Annotated in this window: 14 protein-coding genes; 4 read left to right on the top strand and 10 right to left on the bottom strand. The window is 40.7% G+C overall.

Annotated features, from left to right (window positions below):
* The first annotated feature begins 14 nt into the window (after window positions 1-14).
* The 3 genes from odhB to sucD all read left to right on the top strand — a co-directional run bounded on the left by odhB (window position 15) and on the right by sucD (window position 3,319).
* Window positions 15-1,202 carry a 2-oxoglutarate dehydrogenase complex dihydrolipoyllysine-residue succinyltransferase gene (gene odhB, locus HBH39_RS10040; protein WP_167677887.1) on the top strand — a complete coding sequence of 396 codons (1,188 nt, stop codon included), beginning with the start codon at window positions 15-17 and terminating at the stop codon, window positions 1,200-1,202.
* A 78-nt stretch (window positions 1,203-1,280) separates the two neighbouring features.
* Window positions 1,281-2,447 carry an ADP-forming succinate--CoA ligase subunit beta gene (gene sucC / locus HBH39_RS10035; RefSeq protein WP_167677885.1) on the top strand — a complete coding sequence of 389 codons (1,167 nt, stop codon included), beginning with the start codon at window positions 1,281-1,283 and terminating at the stop codon, window positions 2,445-2,447.
* Window positions 2,447-3,319: a succinate--CoA ligase subunit alpha gene (gene sucD / locus HBH39_RS10030; RefSeq protein ID WP_167677882.1), complete on the top strand. Its 873-nt coding sequence runs from the start codon at window positions 2,447-2,449 to the stop codon at window positions 3,317-3,319. Before sucC ends, sucD begins: the two co-directional genes overlap by 1 nt.
* Before the next feature lie 121 nt (window positions 3,320-3,440).
* Here sucD and HBH39_RS10025 read toward each other — a convergent pair whose 3' ends face one another.
* The 6 genes from HBH39_RS10025 to HBH39_RS09995 form a co-directional block, all read right to left on the bottom strand.
* On the bottom strand, window positions 3,441-3,842 hold the full coding sequence (locus tag HBH39_RS10025) for a CBS domain-containing protein (RefSeq protein WP_167677880.1): 402 nt from the start codon (window positions 3,840-3,842) through the stop codon (window positions 3,441-3,443).
* Entirely contained in the window at window positions 3,839-4,189 is a 351-nt protein-coding gene (locus HBH39_RS10020) for a P-II family nitrogen regulator (RefSeq protein WP_167677878.1), read from the bottom strand. The genes HBH39_RS10025 and HBH39_RS10020 overlap by 4 nt, the downstream gene beginning before the upstream one ends.
* 13 nt (window positions 4,190-4,202) lie before the next feature.
* A complete protein-coding gene (locus HBH39_RS10015; protein ID WP_167677876.1) occupies window positions 4,203-4,973 on the bottom strand; it encodes a DUF1538 domain-containing protein in 771 nt (256 codons plus the stop codon).
* A gap of 9 nt (window positions 4,974-4,982) precedes the next feature.
* Window positions 4,983-5,717 (bottom strand): DUF1538 domain-containing protein, encoded by a 735-nt coding sequence (locus HBH39_RS10010; RefSeq protein WP_167677874.1) that lies wholly within the window; start codon window positions 5,715-5,717, stop codon window positions 4,983-4,985.
* A 916-nt stretch (window positions 5,718-6,633) separates the two neighbouring features.
* Window positions 6,634-7,068, bottom strand: a complete 435-nt coding sequence (locus HBH39_RS10000; RefSeq protein ID WP_167677870.1) for a CBS domain-containing protein — start codon at window positions 7,066-7,068, stop codon at window positions 6,634-6,636.
* Between the two features lie 168 nt (window positions 7,069-7,236).
* A complete protein-coding gene (locus HBH39_RS09995) occupies window positions 7,237-8,268 on the bottom strand; it encodes a Glu/Leu/Phe/Val dehydrogenase (protein WP_167677868.1) in 1,032 nt (343 codons plus the stop codon).
* 410 nt (window positions 8,269-8,678) lie between these two features.
* Here HBH39_RS09995 and HBH39_RS09990 point away from each other — a divergent pair, with 410 nt between their 5' ends.
* A complete protein-coding gene (locus HBH39_RS09990) occupies window positions 8,679-9,119 on the top strand; it encodes a DUF4826 family protein (protein WP_167677866.1) in 441 nt (146 codons plus the stop codon).
* A gap of 76 nt (window positions 9,120-9,195) precedes the next feature.
* Here the strand turns inward: HBH39_RS09990 and HBH39_RS09985 are convergent, their stop codons facing one another.
* The 4 genes from HBH39_RS09985 to mnmA form a co-directional block, all read right to left on the bottom strand.
* On the bottom strand, window positions 9,196-10,326 hold the full coding sequence (locus tag HBH39_RS09985; RefSeq protein WP_167677864.1) for a cupin domain-containing protein: 1,131 nt from the start codon (window positions 10,324-10,326) through the stop codon (window positions 9,196-9,198).
* Between the two features lie 86 nt (window positions 10,327-10,412).
* A complete protein-coding gene (gene purB, locus HBH39_RS09980; RefSeq protein ID WP_167677862.1) occupies window positions 10,413-11,783 on the bottom strand; it encodes an adenylosuccinate lyase in 1,371 nt (456 codons plus the stop codon).
* 40 nt (window positions 11,784-11,823) lie between these two features.
* Window positions 11,824-12,435, bottom strand: coding sequence for a high frequency lysogenization protein HflD (gene hflD / locus HBH39_RS09975; protein WP_432280153.1), 612 nt, complete (start codon window positions 12,433-12,435; stop codon window positions 11,824-11,826).
* Between the two features lie 25 nt (window positions 12,436-12,460).
* Window positions 12,461-13,576 (bottom strand): tRNA 2-thiouridine(34) synthase MnmA, encoded by a 1,116-nt coding sequence (mnmA, locus tag HBH39_RS09970; RefSeq protein WP_167677860.1) that lies wholly within the window; start codon window positions 13,574-13,576, stop codon window positions 12,461-12,463.
* Between the last annotated feature and the right edge of the window lie 128 nt (window positions 13,577-13,704).

Genomic DNA, 13,704 nt, shown 5'->3' with positions numbered 1-13,704 from the left:
AAGGGAAGCTTTCCATGAGTATCGAAATTAAGGTACCTGTTCTGCCAGAATCTGTTGCTGATGCAACGATTGCTACTTGGCATGTTCAACCTGGTGAACAGGTGACTCGCGATCAAAATCTTGTAGATATTGAAACGGATAAAGTTGTATTGGAGGTTGTTGCACCTGAAGATGGTTCAATTTCCGAGTTTCTTTTCCAAGAAGGTGACACTGTTCTTGGCGAACAAGTGATTGCGAAGTTTGTTGCTGGAGCTGTAGCTGGTCAAGAAGTGACTAAAGCTGAAGCATCTGCTCCAGCAGTCACTCAAGCAGATTCTGATGAAACTAATGACGCGTTAAGCCCATCTGTTCGTCGTTTAATTGCAGAGCATAATCTTGATGCAAGTAAAATTAAAGGCACAGGTGTTGGTGGACGCATCACTAAAGAAGATGTTGAAGCTTTTGCTAAATCAGCTCCTGCTGCGGCGAAAACCGCTACAGCACCAGTTGCACCTTTAGCTGGTCGTAGCGAAAAACGTGTTCCTATGACGCGTTTACGTAAAACAATCGCTACGCGTTTGTTAGAGGCGAAAAACTCCACTGCCATGTTAACGACGTTCAACGAAGTTAATATGAAGCCAATTATGGATATTCGTAAGCAATATCAAGACATCTTTGAAAAGCGTCATGGTATTCGTTTAGGCTTTATGTCTTTCTATATCAAAGCCGTAACTGAAGCTCTGAAACGTTTCCCTGAAGTTAACGCTTCCATTGATGGTGATGACATTGTTTATCATAATTATTTTGATATCAGTATTGCTGTATCAACACCTCGTGGTTTAGTTACGCCAGTATTACGTGACACAGACACCATGAGTTTGGCTGAAATTGAATTAGCAGTGCGTGAACTAGCGATTAAAGGCCGTGATGGCAAGTTATCGGTAGCTGACATGACTGGCGGCAACTTCACTGTCACTAATGGTGGTGTATTTGGTTCGTTAATGTCGACTCCAATTTTAAACTTGCCTCAAAGCGCAATCTTAGGCATGCATGCAATTAAAGACCGCCCTATGGCGGTTAATGGTCAGGTAGAAATCCTGCCTATGATGTACCTAGCACTCTCTTATGACCATCGTATTATTGATGGCCGTGAGTCAGTTGGCTTCTTAGTCGCGATTAAAGACTTCTTAGAAGATCCAACTCGTCTATTGCTTGACCTATAAGAGTCAGCTAGACACACCCTCGTCGCTGGCTCAAATTGAGCCAGTAGGATTTGATTAGAAGTATATGGATAGATCATCATGAATTTGCATGAGTATCAGGCAAAATCTTTATTTGCCGAATATGGTTTACCAGTGTCGGAAGGCATTGCGTGTGATACTGCACAAGAAGCAGTTGAAGCTGCGAGCAGCATCGGTGGCGATTTATGGGTTGTTAAGTGTCAAGTACACGCTGGCGGCCGTGGTAAAGCGGGTGGCGTTAAAGTCACTGGTAACAAAGATGAAATCAGAGCTTTTGCGGAGCATTGGTTAGGTAAGAACTTAGTGACATACCAAACTGACGAAAAAGGTCAGCCAGTTGCTAAGATTTTAGTCGAAACTTGCACTGATATTGCTAACGAATTATACCTAGGTGCCGTAGTTGACCGTAGTACACGTCGTGTTGTATTTATGGCTTCAACTGAAGGTGGCGTTGAAATTGAAAAAGTTGCTGAAGAAACACCAGAGCTAATTCACAAAGCTATCATTGATCCATTAACAGGTCCTCAGCCATACCAAGCACGTGATCTTGGCTTTAAGTTAGGTTTAAACCCAACTCAAATGAAGCAGTTCACCAAAATCTTCATGGGTCTTGCGACCATGTTTAATGACCATGATTTCGCTTTACTTGAAATCAACCCATTGGTGATTACGAAAGAAGGTAACTTACACTGTTTAGATGGCAAAATTGGTATTGATGGCAATGCATTATTCCGTCAACCAAAAGTTAAAGCGATGCACGACCCATCACAAGATGATGCTCGTGAAGCGCATGCGGCTAAGTTTGAATTAAACTATGTTGCACTAGATGGCAACGTAGGTTGTATGGTTAACGGTGCTGGCCTAGCAATGGGTACTATGGACATCGTAAACCTACATGGCGGCAAGCCAGCTAACTTCCTAGATGTTGGCGGTGGCGCAACAAAAGAACGTGTTGCTGAAGCATTCAAAATCATTCTGTCTGATAGTAATGTTAAAGCCGTTTTAGTTAATATTTTTGGCGGTATTGTACGTTGTGACATGATTGCTGAAGGTATTATTGGTGCGGTTAAAGAAGTTGGCGTGAAAGTGCCAGTTGTTGTTCGTTTAGAAGGTACTAACGCTGAATTAGGTCGTGAAGTATTGGCTAAGTCTGGTCTTGATATCATCGCTGCAACAAGTCTAACTGACGCGGCTGAACAAGTTGTTAAAGCTGCGGAGGGCAAATAATGTCTGTTTTAATTAACAAAGATACCAAAGTGATCTGTCAAGGTTTCACTGGTGGTCAAGGTACTTTCCACTCAGAACAGGCGATTGCTTATGGCACGCAAATGGTTGGTGGTGTTTCTCCTGGTAAAGGTGGTCAAACTCACTTAGGTCTTCCAGTATTTAATACTGTAAAAGACGCGGTAGCTGAAACTGGTGCAACAGCATCTGTTATCTATGTACCAGCGCCATTTTGTAAAGATGCTATTTTAGAAGCAGTTGACGCAGGTATTGAGCTTATCGTTTGTATCACTGAAGGTATTCCAACTTTAGATATGCTACAAGTGAAAGTGAAGCTTGAAGAAACTGGCGTTCGCATGATCGGTCCTAACTGCCCAGGTGTTATCACTCCAGGTGAATGTAAAATTGGTATTATGCCAGGTCACATTCATAAGCCAGGTAAAGTCGGTATTGTTTCTCGCAGCGGTACATTAACTTACGAAGCGGTTAAGCAAACTACTGATGAAGGTTTCGGCCAATCAACCTGTGTTGGTATTGGTGGAGACCCAATTCCTGGTACTAACTTCATCGACGTATTGGAAATGTTCCAAAACGATCCACAAACAGAAGCCATCGTGATGATTGGTGAAATTGGTGGTACTGCTGAAGAAGAAGCTGCTGAATACATCAAAGCAAACGTAACTAAGCCTGTTGTGTCCTACATTGCTGGTGTTACTGCTCCAGAAGGTAAGCGTATGGGCCATGCTGGCGCAATTATCGCTGGCGGTAAAGGTACTGCTGCTGATAAATTTGCTGCGTTAGAAGCCGCTGGTGTGACGACTGTTCGCTCTTTAGCTGACATTGGTAAAGCACTTCGTACTCGTACTGGCTGGTAATAACTACTTGTCCCCAAAAAGGCGCTAATTAGCGCCTTTTTTGTTTCAACTTAGTCTTGATTAAATCAACCTCAATTTACACCCACCGAGCAGCTTAGCGGATCTGTTATGTGACTTGATGTTAAGTATCTATCATGCCTTTGAGGACAATATCATCATAGGTAACAAAGCCCATAATATTACCATCCTCAACTACGGGGGCTTTATTAATGCCAAAACGTTCAAATAATCTTGCGGTGTAACGTACATCCATATCAGCTGATACTGAAAACACGGGCTTAATCATAATCTCATAGACATTGGTACGTTCAGGCGACTTGTCTTGTGCAAGCACTTTTCGTGCGATATCACTCATTAACACTAAACCATATTCATCATGCTTAGTGCGCTTATTGACAACTAAAATTTTAACTTGTTTGTGACTCGCTACCGCAATTGCTTCAGATACAGTATGTGTACCATCTACCATGGCAAAGTCTTGACTTAAAACGTCACGGTTACGAATGTGTTTTTTCGGATTCATAGTTGATCCTCTATTTCTTTTGTGAGTTCTTGCACTTGATGGGCAACACCAACGGCATCTCCAACATCAATTTGAATCGCTATGCCGCGTCCCTTGTTGGTATCGAATTTACCAACACTTGCGATGGTTTCTAAAATATGGCGTGACATGTGTTCTTCAACTAACCATAAAATCACATCTCGTTGCACATCTAACCCTAAGCCCATAAAGGTTTTTTTCTTTACTAAGCCTTCTCCGCGTGCATGGTTAATTACCGTTGCGCCAGTGGCACCTGCATCACGTGCGGCATCTAAAATTTCATCGGTACAGTCGTCATCAACAAAGGCGACAATTAATTTAAAGCGCATTTGTATGCTCCTCTTACTGCTCAGCGGCAGCTTTTCGTTTAGAGATATATTCAGCTATTTGGGCGTAGGCCATTACAGAGATAATCGGAAATAAACTGGCAAAGGCAATAAGGCCAAAACCATCAATTAAAGGGTTACGGCCATCTACATTGGTGGCTAAGCCAAGGCCTAATGCAGCAACAAGTGGCACGGTAACTGTTGAGGTGGTCACGCCTCCAGAGTCATATGCCAGTGGAATAATTATTTTTGGGGCGTAAAAGGTTTGAATGACCACAATAATATAGCCACCCATAATGTAGTAATGAATGGGGTCGCCAGCCACAATACGAAAACAACCTAAAGAAATCCCAAAGGCAACGCCAATAGCAACAGAAACTCGTAATCCTTGAATGCCAATGGTGCCGCCTGAAACTTCATTAGCTTTAATAGCTACAGCAATTAGAGATGGCTCGGCGATGGTGGTGCTAAATCCAATAGCAGCTGCAAAGATGTAAACCCATAAATAGTCTTGCCAGATAAATGGGGTCGGTGCACCATCAGGATGTAAAAATTCAGGCATGGTTAGTTGATTTGCCATGCTTTCCCCTATTGGGAATAAAGCTAGTTCAAGCCCGACTAAGAAAAATGTTAGCCCTATGATGACATACACAAACCCCAGAGCGACTTTACGCCAGTTGGGGATAGGGCGCTTTAGTACGCCTAATTGAAACCCAAATAAGATTATGGCTATGGGCACAACGTCTCTGGCAGTCAGTAATAAGGTTTCCAAAAGCTGATAAAACATGTTGGCTCCCTATAAGAAAATCATGCCGTAAATCATGACAAAGATCATTGGTGTGAGACTTGCAAATGCAATTAATCCAAATCCATCAAGCATTGGGTTACGTCCCTTAATGACGGTTGCTAACCCGACACCCAGCGCGGTAACTAAGGGGACAGTAATGGTGGAAGTGGTTACGCCGCCTGAGTCGTAAGCAATACCTATGATGCTTGGTGGGGCGAAAGCGGTAAGGGTCATAACTAAAATGTAGCCACCAATAATAATGTAATGAATTGGCCAGCCTTTTAAAATCCGCATTACGCCAAGTAAAATGGCTAAGCCAACTGAAATCGCCACTGTTAGCCTTAAACCCATTGCATATTCATCTAATGATTCTTGATTATCCTTAATAGCACCTGATTCAGCAGCGACTTTTGCAGCTTCATTAGCCACAGCAGTAAGTGCTGGCTCAGCTAGTGTTGTGCCAAATCCTAATGAGAAAGAAAATATTACTAACCAAAAGACGCTGCCTTTACGAGCCAGTGCTTCAGCTAAGGACTCACCGATGGGAAACAACCCCATTTCTAGGCCAAAAACAAAGAAGGTTAACCCAAGTACAATAAAAACCAGACCTACTAAAATTGACCCAAGGTTTTCAGGTGCTTGTTGAAGGATGAAAATTTCAAAAAATCCAACAACTAAAATGATTGGAATTAGATCTTTAAAACTATTCAACATGGCAGTTAATAGTTTTATCACTGCAGACATCCATTTCCCTTATAGTTGCTTATTAGACATTTTTAAGTTTGCCTTGCTGAAACGAAAATACAACATAATGATAACCTTCATCGCTATTTCTTTGATGTAAGTCAATAAATTGGAATTTATAACTCGCTAGGAGAATTTTAAATATCTGGAATTTGCCTATATATGAAAAACAGGCTTTTAATATTACATTTAGTCTGTTTGTGAATGGTTTTGCCGACGTTCATGAGTTGTTATAAAAAGTAATTCATTTTTTATCATTCAAAATCCATTAAACTACCAGGTAGATACTCAGTAGTGAGCACATCATGACAACTAATCCTACTTCTAATACTCTTTGGCTTTTTTGTAGCTGCTGCTTACTTTGTTTTAGGACAGTTAAAAGGCGGTGTTGTTTGTAGATCCGACACGTGAGCAATTCCGTTTTTGGATCAACCAATAGCTGAAAACTGTATTTAGCGCCATTTTTCAGTAAAACATCGTGTTTACTTAACACGCCGAAATTGAACTTTTTTGACACAACTTGTCCATTTACAACGACTTTTTCTAAACCCGACCAATTACTTGCTTGTAACTCAAAATTATCTTGATTGAGGTGATAGTTAAACCTGATCATGTCTAGGCTCCTGTATTTCTGCAATCAATATCGATGCATTAATAAAAGCAAACCAATGTGACATTTTCCAGTTGGAGAATATGAATATTTGATGATCATTTGCTAATTGCTTGCTACATAGAGGAATTTAAATTTTTGCTCTTTAAGCTTGCTAAATGAGTCAACATATACTTCTTTGGTGTTATTTGCTGATGGCAATATTCAGCCAAAAGCAGGGTACCAACAATCAAATGGCCTATGAGGGGTATGAGTTTAATAAAATGAAAGGGTTATGAAGGCTGAATTAAATCAGCAATAAACAAGTTATTCATCATCTTTACCATCTAAGCAATAGGCGCCGAGTAAGTCTTTCCAAGTCACAATACCCTCAAGTACGCCATTGTTTAATACAGGTAAACTGCCAATGTTGTTCTGTAAAATGATTTCACTTGCTTGCTTAACCGTTATATGAGGGGAAATGGTAATAGGATTATGTGTCATTACCTGATGTATTCGCTTATTAAGGGTTTCTGTATCACGCACTAGTTCAGCAGCTGTACCAATATTGGGGCTTAATGCATGCAAAAAATCACGATGCGACAAAATACCTTGTAAAATATCATCTTCATCAATCACTAATAAATGATGAAAATTAACATTATCAAATATTTGCTTTGCAACGGATAATCTATCATCCATATCAATAGTCACTATTCGAGTTGTCATAATTTGTGATATTAACGTTGTAGCTGCAGGCATGGTTATCTCTCCAAAGTCATAATCTAAATCAATTCATGAGTAGATTATTGAATACAAGCTAATCATATATTGTGGATAAATTATAGTACAACAAAGAGTTAACTAAGTTAGAAATCAAAAAAAGGGAGGCTAAGCCTCCCTAATCAACATTATTTTACATGTTAACGATTAACGTGCTGCATCAATAATGGCTTTAGCCATTTCATCAGCAACAGAGCCTGTTGTGCGGTTTTCTGCTTCAGCACGAGCAAAGATAGTTAACAATGTTTGATAGATTTGTTCAACTTTAGCAGTCGAAGCCGATTCATTATAATTGTTTTCAAATGACACATTAATAATGCCACCAGCATTAATCACATAATCAGGCGCATATAAAATGCCCATGTCTTTGAGTTTTTCACCATGACGAACTTCAGCTAACTGATTGTTAGCGCAGCCAGCAATGATACTAGCTTTTAATAAAGGCAATGTTGCATCATTAATAGTTGCACCTAAGGCGCATGGCGCATAAACATCAACGTCTTGTTCATAGATGTCTTGTGGCGCGACAACTTTAGCACCAAATTCAGTCGCAACTCGGTCAAGGGAAGCCTGATGAATATCTGTGACAACCAGCTCAGCGCCTTCTTTGTGTAAATGCTGACATAAATAATAGCCAACGTGGCCAACACCTTGTACGGATACTCTAATACCTTTTAAGCTGTCTAAACCACGTTGATGTTTTATGGCCGCTTTAATGCCTAAATAAGTGCCTAATGCGGTGAATGGGGAAGGGTCGCCGGATTTACCTTCTGTGCCTGCCACAAACGGAGTTTCACGGTTAGCGATCATAATATCTGATGTCGATACGCCAACATCTTCTGCAGAATAATATTTCCCACCAAGCGAATTGACAAAGCGCCCGAAAGCCAAGAACAGTTTTTCACGGTCGGTTGTTTTGGGATCGGCAATTATCACTGCCTTACCGCCACCCATAGCTAAACCCGCAAGGGCGTTTTTATAGGTCATACCACGAGATAGACGCAAGACGTCGGTTAATGCTTCATCATCAGATGAATAGTTCCACATACGACAACCACCGACACCGGGCCCTAGGTTGGTATTATGTACTGCGATAATTGCTTTTAAGCCACTTTCTTTATCATGACAAAACACGACTTGTTCGTGCTCATCAAACGAGACATGATTAAATACCGCCACGTAAACTCTCCACTTACTTTATGGTCGCGTGTTAGCGTTACTAACACTTCATTATAAAACTCACTTTTAAATAGCTACTTTATTTAAAGCGGTAAAAATAGCCATTTTTTGATACTACATCGATTAAATCGTCTTATTAAAGGCAGATTACAGCTATGGTTGTATGTGTTTTAAACGCTATTTTTATTTGTTGCTTAGTATGATTTAAAAATGGAATTTAGTATTGCAGCACGATAGCATTTAGCGATACTCTCAACAAAGGTTGATTTACTAATTTTTGTGACCAAGCTGGCAATTTAGCTTGCCGCTTTACGTAAACGTAAAGTATTTTAGGCAAGCGAATGGTTTATATTATTTTGGTGCTGATTTTTTAGTCAGCATTAATAGATAACAATAAGATAGGAAGAGTTATGACAGATGTAGTGATAGATAAGGTTGCTGAACAAGCCCCTGATCAAGAAGCATTAAGACAAGAATGGGTAAAAACACAATTTCAAAAAGCGAATCGATTTCTCGCAGAAAAAGGCGTTATCCCAAATAAAGTTTATGCTGATGAAAGTCGTTATCTCGCGCCTTATCTTGCAATTTGGAAAATGGATTCTAAACAGCCAACTAAGCAAACGTTTTGGGTGATGTCGGGTGATTTACCGTCAGATTATGTTGATGTAAAAGTGGCAAAAACAGCTCGTGAAGCTATGCGTCATTTTTCTATGATGTGGCAGTTGAAAGCTGAAAACTTACACAAATCTGGAGCCACACGTGACGAAACCCAACGTAAATTTGCTAACTTACTCGTATCTCGTGCTGAAAGTTTATACAAGATGCATGAAGATGAAAAACTTTGGTCTTAGTGATTAATTAATTGGCTGTTAAACTAAAGGCACTAAAAGTGCCTTTTCTTTATTATTCAGTTGTTTATCTAAGTTTTCACTCAGTTAAATAATACATGCCCTGATTAATTAATTGAGCTAAAAACTGAGTTATCTCAGCGGTTTTACACAATTTAGCTGCAGCTTGGTTATCAATGTAAAATGCATTTGCTAACAACTCGAGTTCATTTGAAGCGGTATTGACTAAGGGATAAACTTCACCATTTATAAATAGCCTTTTCTGTTGATCATTTTCTAAGCGCAACACCTTCAAACCGCCAATACGATTAATTGAAGCACCATCTTCAATAGCATCTAATAAATCTTGTGAATTCAAAGGGGCTTCACCTTCACAAATATCCAACTCGAAACGATTTTGACTGAGCAATTTACCTAACATTGTTTGATAGTTTTCTGGTTGGCTGGCCAGTTCGGCAAGTAGTTGCATGATACCTCGCTGTTGTTCATCACTGACAAGGCCTGGCTGGTTGGTTTCGTTTATGGAAGTAAACCGCTTATGGCCAGTATTGGAGTCGATTAATGAATCAGCTAGTTGGGTTAATAGCTCTTGCTGACTTGGTGCTCTAAAGCCAATTGAATAGCTTAGCGCTAAGTTAATTGTTTCACCACAATGTGGATAGCCTGGTGGTATGTATAACACGTCGCCTTTTTTGAGCACAACATCAATAATGGGCTCAAAATCGTCAACTAATGGTGAGTTTGCATCGCCACCGCGACGTCGGTGGTTGCCTATATCACCCACTCGCCAACGTCTTTCACCTTCGCCTTGTATGATGAAAACATCATAGTTATCTATGTGTGGGCCAACACCACCCTGTGGTGTTGCAAATGACACCATTAAATCGTCAAAGCGCCAATCGGGTAAAAATCGAAATGCTTCAACCAAAGGTTGTGCGTCGGGATACCAATGGTTAACGGCTTGGACTAACAACTGCCAGTTAGACTCACCATATTGATCGTAATCTTCAAATGGTCCTTGGATGACATCCCAACCATCCTTTTTGGTTACTACGATCCGAGACGATATTTCTTCTTCACAGGCTAGACCTGCTAATTCGTCAGCGGCGATTGGGTCAATAAAATCAATAAAAGCCTGAGTCAGTACCACAGGCTTTTTTTGCCAATGTTGTTTGATAAAGGTTTGGGTGTCGAAAGTTAATTGATACATGCTCAGACTCTTTGTTATTCAAATAAAAAGCGGCAACTCGATAATCAAGGTGCCGCTGATATTGCTAATTGATAGGTAAAGACAGACTATTTTAATTCGTCAACAAAGGCTTCTGCACGGCCAATGTAGTTTGCTGGTGTCATTTTTTTTAGCTCAGTTTTGACATCATCAGGTAACGCGAGACCATCAATGAATACCGCTAATTGCTGGGCATCAATTCGTTTGCCTCGAGTTAACTCTTTTAGTTTTTCATATGGCTTTTCAATGCCATAGCGACGCATTACGGTTTGTACAGGCTCTGCTAATACTTCCCAGTTGCTGTCTAATTCTTCACGTAGATGTGTTTCGTTAACTTCTAATTTGCTGATACCTTTTAATGTCGCTTGGTATGCAATCAAGGCATGCGCAATACCTACCCCTAGGTTACGCAAAACAGTAGAGTCGGTTAAGTCACGCTGCCAACGTGATACTGGTAATTTAGCCGCTAAATGCTGCATTAATGCATTTGCAATACCGAGGTTGCCTTCAGAGTTTTCAAAGTCGATTGGGTTTACTTTATGTGGCATGGTTGACGAACCGATTTCACCCGCAATTGTGCGTTGCTTGAAGTGACCTAATGCAATGTAGCCCCAAATATCACGGTCAAAATCAATCAAAATCGTGTTGAAGCGTGCAATGGCATCAAACAATTCGGCGATATAATCATGCGGCTCAATTTGCGTGGTGTAAGCATTCCAGTTAATGCCTAAGCTCGTCACAAAACGTTGTGAAAGTGCATGCCAGTCAACTTCTGGATAAGCCGATATATGGGCATTATAGTTACCCACAGCACCGTTAATTTTACCCATAATTTCGACAGCTTGAATTTGCTTTAATTGGCGTTCAAGACGCACAACCACGTTAGCCATTTCTTTACCTAATGTAGAAGGTGAAGCGGGTTGGCCGTGAGTACGTGACATTAAAGGGACTGTTTTGTTGTCATGGGCAAGTTTTTTGATCGCATCAACAATTTGCTGGCAATATGGTACAACGACTTGTTCACGGGCTTCATTTAGCATTAACGCGTGTGAAAGGTTGTTAATATCTTCTGAAGTACAAGCAAAATGCACAAATTCATCAATAGCCACTAACTCAGCATTACCAGCAATTTTTTCTTTGATGAAATATTCAACCGCTTTTACATCGTGGTTGGTGGTGCTTTCAATGGTTTTAACGCGCATTGCGTCTTCTTCGCTGAAATTGTCTTTAATGCTGTCTAATAAGGTTAAAGCCGCTTCGCTGAACGGTGGCACTTCTTCAATTTCTGGGCAACTTGATAATAGTTTTAACCAGTTTATTTCAACTTGAACACGGTACTTAGTAAGACCGAACTCGCTGAAAATCCCTCTTAAAGAGGCGGTTTTACTACCATAGCGACCGTCTACTGGAGAGATAGCAGTTAGTGCGGAAAGATCCATTTGAAGCTCCTTGATGAACTTTTGTTGTAGGGTGATTCGGTTAGTTATTTTTTTGGCTGTTCACAGCCATATCGAATATGGATTTGCGCGCAAACACCAAGTGACGACGCTTACCGCCCAATTGGCGCCATAATACAGCGCTACGCATGGCCGCTAACAGCAATGCACGAATTTTATTCTGAACCTTGGTTTGCTTTAAAAATGCCGGATTGCCTGAAATTTGTAATTTGGGCCCAAGTTCACTGATCACATCACTGTAAATACTGGCAAAGTTAGCAACGACTTGCTCATCAGTGATGTTGAAATGATTCAGTTGGCGATGTACTTGATTAATACGCTCAGCAAGCATACCTAAACCATTGGGGGAGCGAGCCAATTTTCGTTCAAGCGCTAGAATCCCCACTAAATAGCGGGTGGTTTCAACGTCTTTATTACTCCCATCACCTAGCTGATTTTGAATTAGCTGATAGCCTTTGTTTAGCAATTGCTTATCAGGATATACATCACTGGTGCTTTCTGGGTTGGTTACTAAAATCGTTTGAAGACTTGCTGCCAATGCTTGTTCGTCACTTTCACCATGACGGGCAATGTATTGGACTTGGCCTACAGCTTGTAAAATACCGGCAAAGGCCATTGTGCGTTCGTATAAGATGCTGTCAGTCACTGGGTGGCTCACCTTATCCTCTGATTAAATTGTCAATGATGCCGCCGCCTAAGCAAACTTCACCATCGTAAAATACTGCGGATTGCCCAGGCGTTACAGCAGCGACAGGGGCATCAAAAACAACTTCAATAGTATCAGTATCAATTAGTTTGATTTGGCAGCTAACATCTTGCTGGCGATACCTTGTTTTAACACTGATATTACTGCCATCGGCAGGGCCTTTTCGGTCAACCCAATGAAGTTGATTAACTATCATACCAGTAGACATAAGGCGAGGATGATTGCCACCTTGAGCAACGATTAATACATTGCGGTCTAAGTCTTTATCTACAACATACCAAGGGTCATCATTGCTGTTTTTTAAGCCGCCAATGCCCAAGCCTTTGCGTTGGCCAAGGGTGTGATACATTAAACCTTGATGGGTGCCGATGACTTCACCTTCAGCGGTTTCTATATCACCAGGCTGAGCAGGTAAGTATGTTGATAAGAAGTCGGTAAACTTACGTTCGCCAATAAAACAAATACCGGTACTGTCTTTTTTATCGTGGGTGATTAGACCCATTTTTTTAGCAATATCACGTACTTCATGTTTTTCTAGTTCACCCACTGGGAATAAACTACGAGCAACCTGCTGATGACTTAACGTATATAAAAAATAACTTTGATCTTTGTTATTATCGACACCACGAAGCATTTGTGTGCTGCCATCGGCATTGTCACGTCGACGAACATAATGACCCATGGCGATATAGTCAGCATCTAATATTTCATCAGCAAATTCTAAAAATGCTTTGAATTTGATTTCTTTATTACACATGATATCAGGGTTCGGTGTACGACCTGCTTTGTATTCCGCTAGAAAATATTCGAACACATTGTCCCAATATTCAGCAGCAAAGTTAACCGTATGAAGTTTGATACCTAGCTTGTCACACACAGCTTGGGCATCTTTTAAATCTTCACTGGCAGCACAATATTCATCCGTGTCATCTTCTTCCCAGTTTTTCATAAACAGACCCTCAACCTCGTAGCCTTGTTGCATTAGCAAATAAGCTGAAACTGATGAGTCCACACCGCCGGACATGCCAACGATGACTTTTTTAGCAAGAGTGGGTTCTTTTGATGTCATAGATCCTAAAACCATGTTGTGTATCAGCAAAGCACATTAGTTGCTTTAAACTGAGAGAAGTCAAACTGCAAATTCTGCGGCGCGTATTCTATCACGCATTCCCTTTATGGGCTATGTTGGGGCGTGGA

The sequence above is a fragment of the Shewanella aestuarii genome, assembly GCF_011765625.1.
Lineage (GTDB): Bacteria > Pseudomonadota > Gammaproteobacteria > Enterobacterales > Shewanellaceae > Shewanella > Shewanella aestuarii_A.
The sequence above is the reverse complement of the archived record's forward strand: the minus strand, read 5'-3'. Positions and strand labels throughout refer to the sequence as shown.